This is a genomic window from Pseudarthrobacter sp. C4D7 (assembly GCF_013359725.1).
In the GTDB taxonomy this organism is placed as follows: domain Bacteria; phylum Actinomycetota; class Actinomycetes; order Actinomycetales; family Micrococcaceae; genus Arthrobacter.
In genome coordinates this window covers 1-18,327 of sequence record NZ_JABFMW010000031.1, presented here as the reverse complement: position 1 = coordinate 18,327, position 18,327 = coordinate 1, and the positions used below count along the sequence as shown (strand labels likewise).

The 18,327-nt window shown below is 66.8% G+C and carries 16 protein-coding genes and 2 pseudogenes; 7 read left to right on the top strand and 11 right to left on the bottom strand.

The window, feature by feature from the left end; genetic code table 11:
- Positions 1-242 precede the first annotated feature (242 nt).
- Positions 243-545 (top strand): hypothetical protein, encoded by a 303-nt coding sequence (locus HNO81_RS17140; RefSeq protein ID WP_254703547.1) that lies wholly within the window; start codon positions 243-245, stop codon positions 543-545.
- Between the two features lie 252 nt (positions 546-797).
- Positions 798-2,177 carry an MFS transporter gene (locus tag HNO81_RS17135; protein ID WP_175319306.1) on the top strand — a complete coding sequence of 460 codons (1,380 nt, stop codon included), beginning with the start codon at positions 798-800 and terminating at the stop codon, positions 2,175-2,177.
- Positions 2,178-2,246: 69 nt separating this feature from the next.
- Here HNO81_RS17135 and bcp read toward each other — a convergent pair whose 3' ends face one another.
- The 7 genes and pseudogenes from bcp to HNO81_RS17100 all read right to left on the bottom strand — a co-directional run bounded on the left by bcp (position 2,247) and on the right by HNO81_RS17100 (position 9,674).
- Positions 2,247-2,726 carry a thioredoxin-dependent thiol peroxidase gene (gene bcp / locus HNO81_RS17130; RefSeq protein ID WP_175319305.1) on the bottom strand — a complete coding sequence of 160 codons (480 nt, stop codon included), beginning with the start codon at positions 2,724-2,726 and terminating at the stop codon, positions 2,247-2,249.
- Between the two features lie 81 nt (positions 2,727-2,807).
- Entirely contained in the window at positions 2,808-3,476 is a 669-nt protein-coding gene (locus tag HNO81_RS17125) for a winged helix-turn-helix transcriptional regulator (protein WP_175319304.1), read from the bottom strand.
- 9 nt (positions 3,477-3,485) lie between these two features.
- Positions 3,486-4,829: an allantoinase AllB gene (gene allB / locus HNO81_RS17120; RefSeq protein ID WP_175319303.1), complete on the bottom strand. Its 1,344-nt coding sequence runs from the start codon at positions 4,827-4,829 to the stop codon at positions 3,486-3,488.
- The gene (locus HNO81_RS17115) at positions 4,822-6,015 is read right to left on the bottom strand and encodes a glycerate kinase (protein ID WP_175319302.1); all 1,194 of its coding nucleotides are present in this window, start codon (positions 6,013-6,015) and stop codon (positions 4,822-4,824) included. The genes allB and HNO81_RS17115 overlap by 8 nt, the downstream gene beginning before the upstream one ends.
- Positions 6,016-6,017: 2 nt before the next feature.
- Positions 6,018-7,808, bottom strand: coding sequence for a glyoxylate carboligase (gene gcl, locus HNO81_RS17110; protein ID WP_175319301.1), 1,791 nt, complete (start codon positions 7,806-7,808; stop codon positions 6,018-6,020).
- 135 nt (positions 7,809-7,943) lie between these two features.
- Positions 7,944-8,846 (bottom strand): annotated as a pseudogene (locus HNO81_RS17105) (2-hydroxy-3-oxopropionate reductase); the annotation flags it as partial.
- Positions 8,847-8,873: 27 nt separating this feature from the next.
- Positions 8,874-9,674, bottom strand: coding sequence for a hydroxypyruvate isomerase family protein (locus tag HNO81_RS17100; protein ID WP_175319300.1), 801 nt, complete (start codon positions 9,672-9,674; stop codon positions 8,874-8,876).
- Positions 9,675-9,868: 194 nt separating this feature from the next.
- On the opposite strand from HNO81_RS17100, the gene HNO81_RS17095 reads away from it, so the two are divergent.
- Positions 9,869-10,768 (top strand): hypothetical protein, encoded by a 900-nt coding sequence (locus HNO81_RS17095; RefSeq protein WP_175319299.1) that lies wholly within the window; start codon positions 9,869-9,871, stop codon positions 10,766-10,768.
- A gap of 112 nt (positions 10,769-10,880) precedes the next feature.
- Here the strand turns inward: HNO81_RS17095 and HNO81_RS17090 are convergent, their stop codons facing one another.
- Both HNO81_RS17090 and HNO81_RS17085 read right to left on the bottom strand, forming a co-directional pair.
- On the bottom strand, positions 10,881-12,134 hold the full coding sequence (locus tag HNO81_RS17090; protein ID WP_371818300.1) for an MFS transporter: 1,254 nt from the start codon (positions 12,132-12,134) through the stop codon (positions 10,881-10,883).
- Positions 12,135-12,239: 105 nt separating this feature from the next.
- A complete protein-coding gene (locus tag HNO81_RS17085) occupies positions 12,240-13,460 on the bottom strand; it encodes a M20 family metallopeptidase (protein ID WP_175319297.1) in 1,221 nt (406 codons plus the stop codon).
- Between the two features lie 138 nt (positions 13,461-13,598).
- Here HNO81_RS17085 and HNO81_RS17080 point away from each other — a divergent pair, with 138 nt between their 5' ends.
- Entirely contained in the window at positions 13,599-14,621 is a 1,023-nt protein-coding gene (locus HNO81_RS17080) for an Lrp/AsnC family transcriptional regulator (protein WP_175319296.1), read from the top strand.
- Between the two features lie 11 nt (positions 14,622-14,632).
- On the opposite strand, the gene HNO81_RS17075 is transcribed toward HNO81_RS17080, so the two are convergent.
- Positions 14,633-15,418, bottom strand: coding sequence for a hypothetical protein (locus HNO81_RS17075; protein ID WP_254703546.1), 786 nt, complete (start codon positions 15,416-15,418; stop codon positions 14,633-14,635).
- Between the two features lie 373 nt (positions 15,419-15,791).
- Between HNO81_RS17075 and HNO81_RS17070 the strand changes: the two genes are divergently transcribed.
- The 3 genes from HNO81_RS17070 to HNO81_RS17060 all read left to right on the top strand — a co-directional run bounded on the left by HNO81_RS17070 (position 15,792) and on the right by HNO81_RS17060 (position 18,012).
- Positions 15,792-16,091, top strand: a complete 300-nt coding sequence (locus tag HNO81_RS17070) for a putative quinol monooxygenase (RefSeq protein ID WP_175319295.1) — start codon at positions 15,792-15,794, stop codon at positions 16,089-16,091.
- A gap of 33 nt (positions 16,092-16,124) precedes the next feature.
- Entirely contained in the window at positions 16,125-17,003 is an 879-nt protein-coding gene (locus HNO81_RS17065; RefSeq protein WP_175319294.1) for a Rieske 2Fe-2S domain-containing protein, read from the top strand.
- A 181-nt stretch (positions 17,004-17,184) separates the two neighbouring features.
- The gene (locus HNO81_RS17060; protein ID WP_175319327.1) at positions 17,185-18,012 is read left to right on the top strand and encodes an MBL fold metallo-hydrolase; all 828 of its coding nucleotides are present in this window, start codon (positions 17,185-17,187) and stop codon (positions 18,010-18,012) included.
- A gap of 50 nt (positions 18,013-18,062) precedes the next feature.
- On the opposite strand, the pseudogene HNO81_RS20025 reads toward HNO81_RS17060, so the two are convergent.
- Positions 18,063-18,327 (bottom strand): annotated as a pseudogene (locus HNO81_RS20025) (HNH endonuclease); the annotation flags it as partial.

Here is an 18,327-nt window from a genome sequence, read left to right as displayed (position 1 = left end):
GCTCTACTTCTACAGTATTAAGGCGCACAGGGCATGTCTTATGGTTCACAGTTCCCGTGAGTTCGCTGACATGGCCATGTCAGGCACCTGCATCCAGCGGATCTTGCGGAAATCTTGGCACCTGCTTGCCGGGACGTTGAGGATTGCCGATCACACTCGGATTACGGCAGCAGCTGTCCGGGCATGGGGTTCGACGACGATCCGCACGGTGGCTGGAAGGCTTGCGGAAGGCGGGGAAGCCGATGGAACACGTCACAAAGGGCGGGATGGACAAAGCCAGGGCGCTCCTGCGCGTCCTCTTCCACTCCCGAAAGGTGCGGGCCGCTGCAAGGGAACTTGAGCGGGCGCTGGCCGAGTCGCGCGAAGTATCGAGCTGGCCGGGGGACAGGCTCCAAGTGGGGGAGGACATGTCCCGCCAGGTGGAGCGGCTCACCCACAGGCTCAAACTTGAGACCGAGGCGCACCGAAGGCTTGAAGCCCTGGTGAAGACTGCGGGTGGAGGCTTCAAGACTGCGGGCCGGGGGCATTCCGTAGCGGCCCTGTAGGTGCCACACTTAGCAGCAATCGATTGGCTGGGGGATAGTCAGGAGATTGTTGTGAGTTTGTTGCTGGGCTGGTCGTACCTGATGGCAGGACTCATGACCATGGACGCGTTGCTGCTTGCGTTGTGGGCCATGGAAATCGACTGGGGCAAATACTGGCGCCGGAAATAGACCGCCCACCCCACCGGACCGGACTGCCGCCCGGTCCTGCTTCCACCCTGTTGGCGCCTGCTGCCCCTCACTACACTGGGACGCATGACCCAGCAGGAACCGGGCAGCGCTGCCGTGGATCCGGATACCGTGGCAGCCCCCTTGCGGACGCCGGCTGAACGGTCCAGGACCTTTGCCGGAATCCTGGTCAATACCGCGCTGGCGAACATCACCACCAGCTACCTGTGGTTCGCCTTGACGTTCTGGCTGTACCTGGAGACGCGCAACGTTATTGCCACAGGGGTGGTGGGCGGTGCCTACATGCTGCTGATTGCCTTGTCCAGCGTCAGCTTCGGCACATTTGTGGACCGCTACCGGAAGCTTGCCGTGATGCGGTTCGCGGCAGCCTTCACCCTGGTGATGTTCGTGCTGTCCGGGGTGATGTTCCTGCTGACCCCTGCCTCCGCCCTGCTGGACCTGGGGCGGCCGTGGTTCTGGATCTTCACGGTGATCATCCTGGCCGGTGCAGTGGTGGAAAACATGCGGAACATCGCCCTGTCCACCACGGTGACCATCCTCATCGAGCCGGAGCGGCGGGCAAATGCCAACGGATTGGTGGGGATGGTGCAGGGCCTGATGTTCATCGTCACCTCCCTGCTGTCCGGCCTGTCCATCGGATTGCTCGGCATGGGCTGGACCATCGCCGTCGCACTGGTGCTCACGGCCGTGGCCTTCGCGCACCTGCTGGCCCTCCGAATGCCGGAGGAACTGCAGGTGGCGGCAACCGATGCCCACGGCAAGTTCGACCTGCGGGGATCCTTCACTGCCGTGCTGGCCATCCCGGGGCTGTTCGCGCTGATCCTGTTTTCCACCTTCAACAACTTCATCGGCGGCGTCTACATGGCGCTCATGGATCCGTACGGGCTGGAGATGTTTTCGGTGGAGATGTGGGGCGCCGTCTTTGCGCTGGGTTCCACCGGGTTCATCCTCGGCGGCGCCCTGATCGGGAAGTTCGGGCTCGGTGCCAACCCGCTGCGCACCCTGCTGCTCGCGGTGGCAGCCATGGGCGTGCTGGGGGCGGTCTTCACCCTGCGGGAGTGGGCGTGGCTCTACATCCTGGGAATCTGGCTGTACCTGGTGCTGGTGCCCTTCGTGGAGGCGGCAGAACAGACCGTCATCCAGCGGGTGGTTCCCCTGGAACGGCAGGGACGCGTGTTTGGCTTCGCCATGGCCTTCGAGTCCGCAGCGGCACCGGTCACGGCGTTCATGGTGGCACCCATTGCCCAATTCTGGATCATCCCGTTCGCACGGTCGGCGGACGGCGCCGCCCTCCTGGCACCCCTGCTGGGGGAGGGCACGTCGCGAGGCATCGCCCTGGTGTTCCTGGTGGCCGGGATCATCATGGTCGCGGCGGCCCTGCTGGCCTTCCTGGCCCCTGTCTACCGCCGGGTGTCGGCATCGTATGCGCAGGTGGCCGGGGGTTGAACACCGGACGCCCCGGCACAGTAAGTGCCGGGGCGTCCGGGGAAATGCTGCAGGAAGTGGTGGCGGGTTCTAGAGACCCAGGGCTTCCTTGAGGCGGGAGACGTGGCCGTCCGCCTGCACCTGGTACTGGGCCAGGGTGACGTTTCCTTCGGGGTCCACCACAACCGTGGAGCGGACGATGCCCTCGTGGATTTCACCGTGGACCAGCTTTTCGCCCCAGGCGCCGTAGGCCAGGGCAACTGCGTGGTCGGGGTCGGAGAGCAGGGGGAAGGTGAGGGAGAAATCGCCGCTGAAGCCGGCCAGGGCTTCCTGGGCATCGGGGGAGATACCCACTACCTCGTAGCCCTTGCCCTGCAGGGAAGCCAGGCTGTCGCGGAAATCGCAGGCCTCGGTGGTGCAGCCGGGGGTTGCCGCCTTCGGGTAGAAGTAGACAATGACGTTCTTGCCACGGTAATCAGCCAGAGAGGTCTCGCGGCCCTGGGCGTCCCGAAGGGTGAACTCAGGAGCCGGCGTGCCGGGCTGAAGCTTGGTGGTCAGGGTGGGGCTCATGGCGTTCCTTTGTAAGACTCGGTCAGTGATGGCCAAACATCAAGTGAAGCGGGTTGCCGCTTAGTGATACAAACCATCGCGTCATATGCAGTATTCCGCCGGACCCCGAACGGCCGCGTGCGGGCCCGCTATGAACTGGTATCCGCCGCCGCGCACGGTGGCCACAGCGTGGCGGGCGTTGCCCAGTTTTTTGCGGATCCGTCCCACGTAGACGTCGATGGAGCGGGCGGTGGCGCCGGGGAAATCCAGGGCCTCCAGGAATTCCTGCAGTTCCTCGCGGCCCACTGTGCGGGACAGATGGGTCACCAGGTAGCGCAGCACTTTGTATTCGACGCCGGTCAGCGCCACCGGCCTGCCGTCCAGCAGGACGGAGTCGGCGGCGAGGTCCACGGCGACCCTGCTGACGGGGCCGGCCGACGGCGGCAGGCGGGTGCCGCCGTCGGTTCCGGTTGCGCCGGGGTCCTCCGCCGTGGAAGGGGCGCGAGAGGAGTCGGCTGCGGCTCCTTCCACGCTGGCGGAGACCCCGGACGTGGGGGCTCCGGCGGCAGGCCAATGGACTTCCGCCTCCGGAGCAGTTTCGAGGGCCCTGGCGAGGACCATTTGCGCGGCGTGGCGCAGGACTTCCGGGCTGGTCCCTTCGGCCGGCACCACCCACAGGGCCAGCCCGTGCGCGGTGGCACGCCGTACGGGGGCCCGGTGGGGGAGCGGGTGCGGACCCGCCGTCCTTGGATGATGGGCTTCCACTGCCATGGCGCGTCCTTATACGCCGCCGCGGCGGATCAGCTTGCCCGTGGGGGTCTGGCCGTCCACTACGGTGCCGCGGAGGAAGGTTTTGCGCACAACACCGGACAGGGCCTTGCCGTCGTAAGGGGTGATGGGGTTCTTGTGCTTCAGCTTTGACACGTCCACCACGAAGGCCTCGTCCGGGGCGAAGACGGCGAAGTCGGCGTCGTAGCCCAGTGCCAGCTGGCCCTTGGTGGTGAGCCGGGCCAGGTTGGCGGGCTTCTCCGCCATCCAGGACACCACTTGTTCCAGCGGGATGCCACGGTGCCCAGCCTCGCTCCAGATCAGGGAGAGACCCAGCTGCAGGGACGAAACGCCGCCCCAGGCCACGGCGAAGTCGCCGTTCTCCAGGTCCTTGAGGTCCAGCGTGGACGGGGAGTGGTCCGAGACGATGCAGTCGATGGTGCCGTCCTGCAGGCCCTGCCACAGCAGCTCCCGGTTGGACGCTTCCCGGATGGGCGGGCAGCACTTGTACGCGGTGGCGCCGTCCGGAATTTCCTCCGCCATGAGCGTCAGGTAGTGCGGGCACGTCTCCACGGTGAGCTTGACGCCGTCGCGCTTGGCGCTGGCGATCATGGGCAGCGCATCCGACGACGACAGGTGCAGGATGTGCGCACGCGCACCGGTCCAGCGGGCCCGTTCGATGACCTCGGCGATGGCCTTGTTCTCGGCACCGCGGGGGCGGGAAGCGAGGAAGGTTTCGTAGTGGTCGCCCCCGGGATGGGGTGCCCGGTCAATGGCGTGTGAGTCCTCGGCATGGACGATCATGAGCGAGTCGAAGGACTTCAGCTCAGCCATGTCCTCTTCCATCTCGTCCGCGTCCAGGTGCGGAAACTCGTCCACGCCGGAGTGCAGGAGGAAGCACTTGAAGCCGAAAACGCCTTCGTCGTGCAGTGGGCGGAGGTCCGCCTTGTTGCCCGGGATGGCGCCGCCCCAGAACCCGACATCGATGAAGGCCTGGTCCTCGGCCACCTCGCGCTTGAGCTTGAGGTTATCCACGGTGGTGGTGGGCGGAACGGAGTTCAGCGGCATGTCGATGATGGTGGTCACGCCGCCGGCCGCGGCGGCACGGGTGGCGGAGGCGAAGCCCTCCCACTCGGTGCGGCCGGGCTCGTTGACGTGGACGTGGGTGTCCACCAGGCCGGGCAGCAGGGTTTCGTCGTCGGCCAGCTCGATGATTTCCGTGCCGGCCAGGCCGTTGCCGAGGGGCTCGATGGCCACGATCTTGCCGCCGCGGACACCAACCTCACGGGGTGCGATGCCGGCGGTGGTCAGGATGCGCCGGCCCCGGATGACGAGGTCAAAACGTTCTTCAGACACGGAGGTCCTCCTTGGTACTTGCGGCGGCAGGCCTGTTGGCCGCCAATCCCGCGCTGATGTGGGTGCCCAGCTGCTCCAGCAGCGGCCCTGCCTCTGCTATGCACCTGTTTACATCGGTTTCGAGCGACGTCAAAGCATGGACATCCTCGAATCCTGCAGCCGCCGCCTGGCCCGGCTCCAGGGTGGACCGGCCGCACACGGCGATGACCGGCACACCCTGGGCTGCCGCGGCGCGGGCAACACCCATCGGGGTCTTGCCCAGGAGGCTCTGTTCGTCCAGGCTGCCTTCGCCGGTGATCACCAGGTCGGCGCCGGCCAGGCGCTCCGCCAGCCCCGTGAATTCCAGGACGACGTCGATGCCTGGCCGGCGGGTTGCGGCCAGTACTGCGATGGCGGCGTAGCCCACGCCGCCGGCTGCCCCGGCTCCGGGAGCCTCGGCGGCCTTGACGGCGCGGAATCCGATTTCCCTGGCCAGGACTTCGACAAACCTGGCCAGGGCGGCGTCGAGCATGCCGACGTCTTGTGGTGCGGCGCCCTTTTGCGGACCGAACACCGCCGCGGCGCCCTGGGCGCCGAGCAGCGGGTTGTCGACATCGGATGCCAGCACGAAGCGGGTGTCCACCAAACGGGGTTCGAACTCGGTGAAGTCGATGCTGTGCAGGTTGGCCAGCGCAGCCCCGCCGGCGGGAAGTTCGTTGTTCCTGCTGTCCAAGAACCTGGCGCCCAGGCCCTGCAGGAGCCCGGCGCCGCCGTCGGTATTGGCGCTGCCGCCCACGCCGAGGATGATGCGCCGGCAGCCCGCATCCAGCGCAGCCCGGATGAGCTGGCCCGTACCCAGGCTGCTGGCGGTGGCGGCGTCCGACGGGTCCGGCCGGCCGGACTTGCGGACGTTTGGCACCAGGGCCAGGCCGGATGCGGTCGCCATTTCAATGACGGCCTCGTGCCCGCGGACTGCGAAGTCCGCCTGCACCGGCTGCCCGGTTGGCCCGGTAACCGTTGCCGTGCGGCGGGTGAAACCGGAGCCGACGGCGGCGTCGAGGGTGCCCTCGCCGCCGTCGGCCACCGGAATCCGGACCACGTCAAGGTTGCCGCCGGCCCCGCGCTGCAGGCCCTTTTCCAGATGGCTGCACACCTCCGGAGCCGACAGCGATCCCTTGAACTTGTCCGGGGCGATCACGATGCGCATGGTTAGGCCTGCAGTGCCAGGATGGCGGTGGGGGCGTCGGCGGCGGATTCTGCCAGTTCCTCGAACTCGTTCACGGCATTGATTTCCACGCCCATGGAGATGTTGGTGACCTTTTCCAGGATCACTTCCACCACCACGGGAACCTGGAACTCGCCCATGAGCGCCTTGGCCTTGTCGAACGCAGCAGCGAGGTCGTTGGGGTCCTCCACGCGGACGGCCTTGCAGCCCAGGCCTTCGGCCACCTTGAGGTGGTCCACGCCGTAGCCGCGGGTGTCCTCGGACAGGTGCGAGCTGTTGATGTTCTCGAACGCCAGGGACACGTTCTGTTCCATCTTGAAGCCGCGCTGGGACTGGCGGATCAGGCCCAGGTAGGAGTTGTTCACCACCACGTGGATGTACGGCAGGTTGAACTGCGCGCCCACGGCCAGTTCCTCAATCATGAACTGGAAATCGTAGTCGCCGGAGAGCGCCACCACGGTCTGGTCCGGGTTGGAGCGGGCGACGCCGAGGGCTGCCGGGGCGGTCCAGCCCAGCGGGCCTGCCTGGCCGGCGTTGATCCATTTGCGCGGTCCGAACACGTGCAGCATCTGGGCGCCGGCGATCTGCGACAGGCCGATGGTGGACACGTAGGTGGTGTCGCGGCCGAAGGACTTGTTCATCTCCTCGTACACGCGCTGCGGCTTGATGGGGATGTTCTCGAAGTGGGTTTTGCGGTGCAGGGAGGCCTTGCGGTCCTGGCATTCGGCCACCCAGGCGCTGTAGTCCGGCAGGGACCCGGCCGCAGCCCGCTCCTTGGCGAGCTCAACCAGCCCTGCCAGCGCCGCGCCGGCATCGGACGCGATGCCCAGGTCCGGCGAGAACACGCGGCCGATCTGCGTGGGCTCGATGTCGATGTGCACGAACTTCCGGCCCGCCGTGTAGGTCTCCAGGCCGCCGGTGTGGCGGTTGGCCCAGCGGTTGCCGATGCCGATCACGAAATCGCTGCGCAGGTAGTTCTCGTTGCCGTAGCGGTGGCTGGTCTGCAGGCCCACCATGCCGGCCATGAGCTGGTGGTCGTCCGGGATGGTGCCCCAGCCCATCAGGGTGGGGATGACCGGAACGTTGAGGGTTTCGGCCAGCTCCACCAGCTGCGCGGAGGCGCCGGCGTTGATGATGCCGCCGCCGGCCACGATCAGCGGGTGCTTGGCGGCCAGGAGCATGTCCAGGGCCTTTTCCAGCTGCTTGCGGGAGGCCTTGGGCTTCTCGACGGGGAGTGGCTCGTAGGTGTCGATGTCGAATTCGATCTCGGCCATCTGCACGTCGATGGGCAGGTCCAGCAGCACCGGGCCCGGGCGGCCGGACCGCATCAGCTGGAAGGCCTTCTGGAAGGCGCCGGGAACCTGGCCGGGCTCCAGGATGGTCATGGCCATCTTGGTGACGGGCTTGGCGATGGACTCGATGTCCACGGCCTGGAAGTCTTCCTTGTGCAGCTTGGCCACCGGGGCCTGGCCGGTGATGCAGAGCATGGGGATGGAATCTGCCCAGGCGGCGTACAGGCCGGTGATCATGTCGGTGCCGGCAGGGCCGGAGGTGCCAATGCAGATGCCGATGTTGCCGTCCTTGGCGCGGCTGAAGCCGTCGGCCATGTGGCTGGCGCCCTCAACGTGGCGGGCCAGCGTGTGGCGGATGCCGCCGTGGGCGCGCATTGCGGAATAGAAGGGGTTGATGGCAGCGCCTGGCAGGCCGAACGCCTCGATGGCGCCTTCCTTTTCCAGGATGGCCACCGCTGCATCAACGGTACGCATCTTGCTCATGGGGTGCTCCTTGAAAGCTTGGAAAGTCTGTTTTTGGGTGTGCTGGAGGGACCGCCGTCGTTGTGGTGCACGACGGCGGGGCCTCGCCGGTGTTGTTCGGGCGCCTGAGCGCCGGGCCTGGTTGTGCGGCCTGTCCTATTTCCTGCCGCTGAGCTGCAGGACCTGCTTGAAGAGTCCGGAGTGGTCCAGTGCGCCGTCGCCCTGGTTGACGGTGGCGGCGACGAGCTGGGCGGCGACGGCGCCAAGGGGGATGGCGACGTTGGCTTCGCGGGCTGCTGCGGTGACGATGCCCAGGTCCTTGTGGTGCAGGGCCAGGCGGAAGCCGGGGTCGAAGTTGCGGTCCAGCATCTTCTGGCCCTTCTGTTCCAGGACCTTGGAGCCGGCCAGGCCGCCGCCGAGGACCTTGAGGGCAGCGTCGGTGTCCACGCCGTAGGCCTCCAGGAAGGCGACGGCTTCGCCGAGGACCTCGATGTTGACGGCGACGATCAGCTGGTTGGCAGCCTTGACCGTCTGGCCGGAGCCGGAGGGGCCCACGTGGACGATGGTCTTGCCCACCGCGTTCAGGACGTCCTGGGCGTCGTCGAAGTCTGCCTTATCGCCGCCGACCATGATGGACAGGACGGCGTCGATGGCGCCCTGTTCGCCGCCGGAGACCGGGGCGTCGAGGGGACGGATGCCGGCTTCGCGGGCTTCTTCAGAGAGGCGGACCGCGACGTCGGGGCGGATGCTGGATGCATCGATCCACAGGGTTCCCTGCTTGGCGTTGGCGAAAACGCCGTCCTTGCCGCTGACAACGCCCTCAACGTCGGGGGAGTCCGGCACCATGGTGATGACGACGTCGGCCTCTTTGACAGCGTCAGCGATGCTGGAGGCGCCCTGGCCGCCTTCGGAGACCAGTTTGTCGATCTTGTCCTGGCTGCGGTTGAAGCCGGTGACGGTGTGGCCGGCCTTGACCAGGTTGATGGCCATGGGCAGGCCCATGATTCCGAGTCCGATGACTGCAACGTTGCTCATGATGGTTCTCTTTCCTGAAGTCTTGGTGGTGGTGCCTGTGCGCGGCGGTGGTCAGCGTGCGGCGTGTTCGCGGATGGCCCAGCTGAAGGCCGTTTCCTGCGGTTCCTTGTATTCGAGGCCGATGTAGCCCTCGTAGCCGAGTTCGCGGCTGCGGGCGATCCACTCGCCGAGCGGAAGGGTGCCGGTGCCGGGGGCGCCGCGGCCCGGGTTGTCAGCGATCTGGATGTGGCCGAAGTCCTTGGCATGGTTTTCGATGACGCTCTGGACGTCGTCGCCGTTGACCGCAAGGTGGTAGAAGTCGGCGAGGAGCTTGATGTTTCCGGCGCCGGTTTCCTCCTTGACGCGGGCGATGACCTTGAGTGCGTCATCAGCGGTGAGGAGCGGGTACTTCGGTGCGCCGCTGACGGGTTCGAGGAGGACGGTACCGCCAATGCGGGCAACGCCTTCGGCTGCGGCCGCGAGGTTCTTGACGGCCAGCTCATCCTGCTCTTCCGGGGTGAAGTCGTCCTGCCGGTTGCCGTAGAGGGCGTTGAAGGCCTTGCAGCCGAGACGCTCGCCGATGCCGGCCACGACGTCGATGTTGTCCTTGAATTCCGAGCAGCGTCCCTTCCAGGAAACCAGGCCGCGGTCGCCGCCGGGCATGTTGCCGGCATTGAAGTTCAGGCCGGTGAGCTGGACGCCTGCATCCGTGATGGCGTTCTCGAACTTGGTGATTTCGCTGTCCGCCGGGACGGAGGTTTCGAAAGGCCACCAGAACTCAACGGCGTCGAAGCCGGCTGCCTTTGCGGCGGCGGGGCGTTCGAGCAGGGGAAGCTCCGTGAGGAGGATGGAGCAGTTCACTGTGTACGTCATCGTAGGTCCTTCCGAGGAGGGGCTTGGATCTATCTTCCTTCGCTTCCCGGCACCCTCGCCGTTTCCGCTTTGTGGAATTTAGATTCTGCTTTATGAAAAGTGTAGGGAAGGTGGGGTGGGGTAGTCAAGGGGAGGCGCGGGCGGGAGACTGGTAGCAGGCACGCCCGCGCCGCGGGACCGGACAGGGAGGGATCATGACTGGCACCTGCCTTCGGATTGTGGCCTGGCTCCTTGCCCTGGCCGGAGCGCTGGCGGGATGCACGCCCGGGGTGGCCGGGGGCCCGGCGTCGCCCGTTGCCGCAGCCGCTCCGCCTGCGGCAACCGCGGCCGCGTCAGCCACCACCGCTGCGGGCGCGGCAGGCTCCCCCGTTGCGGGCGCGGCAGGCTCCCCTGGGGGCGCGGCCGATGCCGTCGCTGCAGCCGATGCCGCTCCTGCCCCCGTCCCGACCGCTGCGCCGGCGCCGGCTCCTGCCGCTGCGCCCGCGCCGGTACCCCAACCGTTCGCCCTCAACCTGTTCCGGGAAGGCGACTTCGTTCCGCAGTACACCTTCGACTGGTGCGTGGCCGCAAGTATCCAGATGGCTCACAACCTGATCGATGACACCGGGGGCGGCACCTGGGCTGACCGCGCGCAGCAGAACGAACTGTGGGAGATGGCGAGGGCGCGGTCATCCGACTCGTTCAACGGTGCCAATCCGTTTGGCTGGGCGCAGGTGCTGACGGAAGCGGGCATGGGGCCGTACGCCGTCGTGAGCGTCCCGGGCTATGAAGAAGCGGTGCGGACGGCGGCACGTGCCATTACCGAGACCGGCAGGCCAGTGGGGCTGGTCATGTGGAGTGGCCGGCATGCCTGGGTGATGAGCGGTTTTGAGTCGCTGGGTGATCCCCGGCAGTTCGCCGACTTCTCCGTGACCGGCATCCATGTCCTGGATCCGCTCTATCCGTACGGCAGCGGGCAGTGGGGGCCGTCCCCTGCGCCGAACGCACTGCTGACCCCGGAACAGCTGGCCACGCAGTTCGTGGTCCGCGAACCGCGGCGCTGGAGCAGCGGGCTTCCGGCCGGGTACCTCCTGGTGCTGCCCACCGCCGCGTAGCAGGTCTGGTATCCGGCCGGCCGAGATCCGGCTTGGCCGCCGCGAACCCCTGGAACACCAAACATCCCCGGCGCGACAACGGCGCCGGGGATGTTTGTGCGGAGGCCGCGGGCTAGTGCGTCAAGTCCTTGCCCTTGGTCTCAGGGATGGTGAACACGAACGCTGCGCTGACCACCAGGAGCAGCACTGCGTAGATGTTGAACACCTGCGGTGCCCCGAGCGAGGTGCCCAGCCACTGCTGCAGGTACGGGGCGGTGCCGCCGAACAGGGCAACGCAGATGGAGTAGGGGACGCCAACGCCCACGGTGCGGATGGACGTGGGGAACAGCTCGGCGTACACGGCGGGGACGATCGCGGCGCTCGCGGCAATGAACACGAGCATCACGGACATGCTCACGGCCAGCTGCCACGCGGAGTCCTTCAGCAGCCAGGTCATTGGGAAGTGGAACACTGCGGAGCCGATCGCGCCCGCCCAGAGCACCTTCTTGCGGCCGATCCGGTCCGAAAGCTTTCCCCATACCGGCAGTGCTGCGATGAAGACGATGTTGGCGATCACGCCTGCCCACAATGCCTCGCCGCGGTCAATCTTGAGGGCCGTGGTGGCGTAGCTTGGCGCCACGACGCCCCAGATGTAGTAGATCACCGTCAGGCCCACGGTTAGGCCGATGACCTGCAGGGCCTGCTTGCGGTAGCGGACAATCTGCGGCCAGATGGGGGCGCGCTTTGTGGTGACGGCCTCGCCCTGGAATGCCTCGGTCTCGTGCAGGCGCGACCGCATGATCAGTGCGTACAGGCCCAGGGCCGCGCCGATCAGGAACGGAATCCGCCAGCCCCAGGCGTTCATCGCCTCGGTGCTCAGTGCCATGTTCAGGATGGCGCCCAGCAGCGTGCCGAAAAGGATGCCCAGTGTGCCGGACGTGTAGATGAGGGTGGCCCAGAAGCCGCGGTGCTCCTTGGGTGCCATCTCGGAGAGGTAGGTCTGCGACGACGGCAGCTCGCCGCCGTGCGCCAGGCCCTGCACCAGCCGAGCCACCAGCAGCATCAGCGAGGCGAACGCGCCGACGCTGGCGAACGTGGGGGCGACGCCGATCATCAGGCTGCCGAGGGAAGCGAGGCCGACGGCGAAGGTCATCGAGGTCTTACGGCCCACGCGGTCGCCGATCCAGCCGAAGAGGAAGCCGCCGAAGGGCCGGGCCACGAAGCCGACCGCGAAGATCGCCAGGGTGGACAGCACCGCCGACGCCGGGTCCGCCTTGCTGAACAGCTGGCTGGCGATGAAGGGCGTGAACGTGGCGTAGATGGCCCAGTCGTACCATTCGACGGCGTTGCCGATGCCGGTGCCGATGACGGTCCTGGTGGTGGACATGCGTCCAGTCTGGGGCTTGCTTACTGCAACTGACATGGTTTTCTTCCTGGTCGGTTGGTTTGTTGGGGGCGGCAGCAGCAATGCTGCCGGTGACGGGAGGGAAGCTCAGGCCGTCCGGGACAGGGCGGCGAGCCGCGAGATGGCGAGTTCGGCGTAAAGTGCGGCCCCGTCTGCCAGGACGGCGTCGTCGAACGTGGCATACGGGGAGTGGTTGAAGGGTGAGGCGTGCGGGTCGCCGCCCGGGGCAACTGCGCTGAGTCCCACGAAGGTGCCCGGCACCTCGGCGAGTACGCGGGAGAAGTCCTCGGAGCCGCTCAAGGGGGTGGCCCAGCGCGAGAGGCGGCGCTCGCCGAAAAGTCCGGTGATCACCTTTTCGGCGGTGTGCGTTTCGTCTTCATTGGTGATGGTGAGCGGGTATTCCTGCAGGTAGTCGACGGCGACCTCTACCCCGTGTGCGGCGGCGATCCCCTTGAGCAGGCGGGGCACGGCGTCCATCATCTTCAGGCGGGATGCTTCCGAGAAGGTCCGGATGGTTGCTTCGATGCGGGCGGACTCCGGAATGATGTTCCGTTTGGTCCCGGCGTGCAGCACTCCCACGGACAGGACCACGGGATCGAACATGTTGAATTGCCGGGTGACCATGACCTGAAGGGCCGTCACCATCTCGGCAGCCACTGTGACCGGATCCTTGGCGGAATGCGGGGCCGAACCATGGCCGCCGGCGCCGAGCACCGTGACTTCCAGGCCGTCCGACGCGCTGAGCATGACGCCGGGCTTGGTGCAGAAGGTCCCGTGCGGCTCCAGCGAAGAAAACACGTGCATGCCGTACGCTGCCTGGACGCGTGGACCGGCGGCGTCCAGGACGCCCTCCCGGATCATGTAGCTGGCCCCGTCGCAGCCTTCCTCGCCCGGCTGGAACATGAGTACCACGTCGCCCTGGAGTTGGTGGCTCTTCTCCGCCAGGAGCGTCGCGGCTCCGGCGAGCATGGAGGTGTGGAGGTCGTGGCCGCAGGCATGCATGGCGCCGTCCGCCTGGGAGGTGAAGTCGATGCCGGTCTTTTCCTGGACGGGCAGCCCGTCCATGTCGGCGCGGAGCAGCACAGCCGGACGCTGGACGCCGGGACTTGGATTACCGCCCCGCAAAACCGCGGTGACCGACGTCGTTTCCTTGCCCAGGGTGATTTCAAAGGGGAGTCCATCGAGTGCTTCAAGGACCCGCTCCTGGGTCCGCGGAAGATCGAGGCCGATCTCCGGCTGTCGGTGAAGGTCGTGGCGCAGGCGGACCAGGTCATCCTGCAGGGCTCTTGCGTCGTCGGTTATGGACACGTGCTGCTCCTTGAGTGCTCGGCGTGTGGGCTCGGGGACTATTCTGAAGTGGCGTGGTTCACATTTGCGGAAAGCGCTGGAATTATTCTTTGGATGCCCTCTATGGGCACGATTCGTGCACGCAAAGGAGGGGCGGCTATGGAGTTGACCGAGGATGATCTTGCCCTGATCCAGGTGCTTCAGGCCTCGCCGAGGCTTGGCTGGGCCGACGCGGCAAAGGTTTTGGACGTGCATGCAACCACCCTTGCTGCCCGTTGGGACCGGCTGGCATCGCAGGGTGCGGCGTGGGTGACGGCGCACCTGGCGGGTGATCCCAAGCAGATGCTCCTGGCGTACGTGGCTGTTGACTGCGAAATGAACCGGCGGGACAGCGTGACGGCGCACCTGGCCGCTGTTCCCGAGATCGTCACCGTGGAGGAGGCCGCCAGCAACCGGGACCTGATGCTGACTGTCATCACCCGCTCCCTGGAGGAATTCAGCGAGCGGGTGGTCTCACGGCTGAAAACCATCGAGGGGCTGACCAAGTACCAGGTGGCCCTGTGTACCCGGCTGCACAGCAGCGGCGATGACTGGCGGCTGAATGTCCTGAGCCGTGCCCAGTTGGCCACGCTGCGGACGCTGGTGCCGGTGGCCGGCGCAGACGCGGCGCAGGTGGCCGGGCAGCTTCCGCAAAGCCACCTTGACCTGCTGCCGTTCCTGGCCCGGGACGGCCGCGCCACGGCTGCCCAGATTGCGCGCGCCCTTGGCCGCCATCCCGCCACTGTGCAGCGTCAATTGAACCGGGTGCTCGCCAGCGGCGTCCTGTCGTTCCGCTGCGAGATTGCCCAGCGGTATTCGTCGTTCCCGGTGACCTGCCAATGGTTCGTCAATGTCCCGGCCGGCCAGCACGAGCTTGCTGCGGCGGAGATCCGCACCATCAGCAACGTGCGCCTGAGCGCTTCCACTACCGGCCCCACCAACTTCGTGATCATCATGTGGCTGCACACGCTGGCAGACGTCATGTCCGCTGAGTTGGCGCTGCAGCAGAAGGTGCCCGGCATTGAGATCGTCGAGAGCGCCGTGATGCTGAGGACGGTCAAGCGGGTGGGCTGGATGCTGAAGGAAGATACGACGGCGAGCGGTGCCGTCGTCCATGCCGGAAGCCTCGGCGCGGCGGAGTGAGCGGTGCCCGCCTAAAGCCGTCCGCCGGCATCGAGCGGCGCTGTTCGGCGTCCCTGTCCCTTCCGGCTTAGGAGAGCCAGGATAAGCGCTCCGACCAGTCCGATGCCCAGGGCCAGCAGCACGATAGGCCCCGCTCCGCCCGCAGGACCCAGGGTGGCGGCCAGGATATCGCGCGACAGCATGGCCATCTCGGAGAAGTTGCCGAGGTATGCGCGGGTGCCCAGAACGTAATTGACGCTGGTGAACAGGGCGGGAACCAGCCACAGCAGCGCGAGGTCTGCCGCCCACACCCACAGGCGGGCGGGAGGTTTGAAGCCGCACCAGGCCAACGCCAGGCCCACTAAAACGGCGGGAAGCCAGTGCCACACGATTGTCAGGAAAATCGGCACCCCGCCCGGGCCGCCCAGGAACGCGGCGGCGGCAGCTGCCAGCCATGAAGAGAACGGCACCGCCATCAGGCCAACGCCCAGGGTCACGACGGGACGGGATAGCGAGGCGAACAACACGAGGGCCATCACTCCGGCTGCTATCGCAGCGATGGTCCCGCCGAGCAGGCCGGCGACGTAGATGGAAGACCTAGGCTCCGGGTCCAGGCCGCTGCTGAGCGCTGCGAACGACTGGACGGCGGCCCCTCCGTGGACCAGGAGAAGGCCGGCTGCTGCGCATGCCAAGGCAGGGCCGCGGCGGGCCGGCCCTAATGCGCGCAGGGCGAACCCGGTGGCGGAAGCGCCCACTGTCAGCAGCGCAACGATGGTGGTGGCGTGATACTGGCTGAGGGGCAGGAGGGCAAAAGGCATATCGCGAGGCTGTGTTTCCTCTCCCCAGAGGTTCTGCACAGGAAGTTGGGCCCCTGTGATCAGCCAGGGTGCCAGCCCCAGGAGTCCTCCCAGGATTCCCAGGAGTGCAGCAATGGCCGCCTCTGCAGCGGGTGGCCGGGCTGCGGTCCGGCCACCGTTAGTGCCGGCCGAGTGTGGCTTGCTGTTTTCCACGGGGAGTCCCTCTGGTTGCAGGTGGGCCGCCACCGGATCGATAACAGGCCGCAGCAATAATACAGCGTTTGGATTAAATAAGGCGACGCTGCATGCTGAAGGAAAACCTACGACGGCGAGTGGCGTCGTCGTCCGTGCCTGAACCCTGGCCGCCGTCCGCCGCAGGCTGCAGACTGTCCCTATGACCTTTGCGAATGTGGGAATGCTCGGAACCAAGCCCGGCCAGCGCGACGCCCTGGTGGCTATCCTGCTCCGGCCGAAGCCGGAGATGAAGGAGGCCGGGTGCCTGCTGTATGAGGTGGGAATCAACGCTGATATGCCGGATACCGTGTTCGTCTCGGAACTCTGGGAATCCGCCGAGGCGCACCAGGCATCGCTGCAACTGGACAGCACCCGGGCCGCGATCGCTGAGGCGATGCCCCTCCTGTCCGGCGAAATGGGAGGCCACCGGTTCACGGTGCTGGGGTCGCCGCTCCGGTGAGTGGATTGCGACAAACGGGGTAAGGGAGGACACATGAAACCGTTGCCCGCACTTGAGCTTGTGACCCGCCTCGAGGATGCTGACTGGCTCGATCCAGTGGCCAAGAGCGTTCGGAAAGCCGTCCTGAAGGTGGTCAAACCGCGGTGGGTCCGCGATGTCCTCCACGGCGTCCCCATCGGCCATCCGGTCCATCCCCTTGCCGTCCAGATACCCATTGGTGCATGGCTCTCGGCAGGTGTGCTCGACGCGGTTTCGGGTGGTGAAAAAGCTGCCCGGCTGCTCATCGGCGTGGGCACGGCCAGTGTGATTCCGTCTGCCCTGGCAGGGTTCACCGACTGGTCCCAGCTGCACCCGCAGCAGCAGCGGGTAGGCCTGGTGCACGCCGCGGCCAACGTCACTGCCACAGGCCTTTACGTTGCATCCCTGGTGCTGCGGGCGACGGGGAGCCAGGGCGGCGGCAAGGTGCTGGCGTATCTGGGGCTTGCCACCGTCAGCGCCGGCGGGTTCCTGGGCGGCCACTTGTCGTACCGCCAGGCCGCGGGCGTGAACCACAGCGAGGAGATTCCGCACCGGTTCCCGTCCGGCTGGCATGCGCTTGCACCCCTGGCCGAACTGCCGGAGGGCGGGTTGCACAAGCATGAAGTGGCCGGCATCCCGCTGCTGGTGCACCGGGACGGCAAGGACGTCAACGTGCTGTCCAACGTTTGCAGCCACCTTTCCGGACCGCTCCACGAAGGCAGGATCAAGGATGACGACGGCGACCCGTGCGTCGTCTGCCCGTGGCACCGCAGCATGTTCTCCCTTCGCACCGGTGAAGTGAAGGCTGGCCCGGCCACTTCACGGCAGCCGCTCTTTGAAACGCGTGTCACCGGTGGACTCGTGGAGGTCCGTCTGCCGGGTGCTGATGGCTAGAAAGGCCGTTCGGCCCTGTTGGGCACGGCAGGGCGGCGAAAAACTGGGTGCATGGCGAGGTCCAGGGGAGTAAAACGGTCCGGCCGACGCCGGCTGCAACGAACCGACGCAACTGTGCTGGTTGATTTCGGCCGTGCCTGCCTTTTGCCAGCTCTGTTCCCGGCGGAGTGACGCCACGGTGATGCGAGTGTCGGAACCGCGGGAGGTCGCGTCCGGTGTGTTCCTTATGACCACCGGCGCCGGCCCGATGGCATCAAATATCTACGTGGTCCGGTCAGGTGCGGCATGGGCGCTGGTTGACTGCGGGTGGGCGGGCAGTGCGGAGCCGGTGCGCCGGGCCGTGGAGAATCTCCTCGGACCGGGGGTTGTACCGAGGGCCATTTTCCTGACTCATATCCATCCGGACCACTCCGGGGCTGCCGGCGCACTTGCCCGCTTCTGGGAGGTCCCGGTGTACGTGGGCCAGTCCGAGCTCCCCCTGGCTGCCGGGCGCTACATCCCTGAACTCTCCATGCCGTTGGACCGGTGGCTGGTGGCACCGTTCCTGTGGTCCCTGCCGGCCCGGGCCCGGCGTCGGATTGAGTCCGCAGGGGACATTACCGACGTCGTCCAGGGACTTCCGCAGGGTGGTGAAGTGCCGGGTATGCCCGGTTGGGCCGCCGTTCCCACCCCTGGGCATACCCCCGGGCACGTCGCCTATTGGCGCGCGCAAGACGGCATCCTGATCACCGGGGATGCCGTGACCACGGTGAATCTGAACTCAATGCGCGGTGTCCTCCTGGGAGCCCCCGATCTATGTGGACCGCCCTGGTACACCACCTGGAACCGGAAGACGTCCATGGATTCGATCAGCCGCCTGGCGGACCTGGGTCCCCGGGTGATTGCACCAGGCCATGGGCAGCCCCTTGCCATGGGGGTTGTTCCCCGTCTCCGTGCCGTCGCAGAGGGGGAAAAGGCGCACCGGCTGGCCCTTCGACGCCGCATCGCCGGGGCGCCCGAAGCTGCCTGACCAGGGCCTGGCGTTCGCGCCTGCGGCACTGCCGGTCACCGGGAGGGCCGTCATTCTGACAGGGCGAATGGTTCCGCGAGGAGCTCGTCCCAGAGTGGGTCGTCCGGTGAGAGGTCATCGGGGTCGATGAGTGAGTCGTCGTCGGGTTCCCAAGGTGGGAGGTCTTCCGGGCCGGCGTCTGTGAACCTGGCATCTGCACACCTGGCATCGATGACTTGGCCTGCGGCGGGCATAAGCCATTGCGGCCAGTGGGTTGGTGTGGGGTCGGGGTGTTCTGGGGTGTAGTGCCTGCCTGTGGGTGAGGTCCAGCCTGGT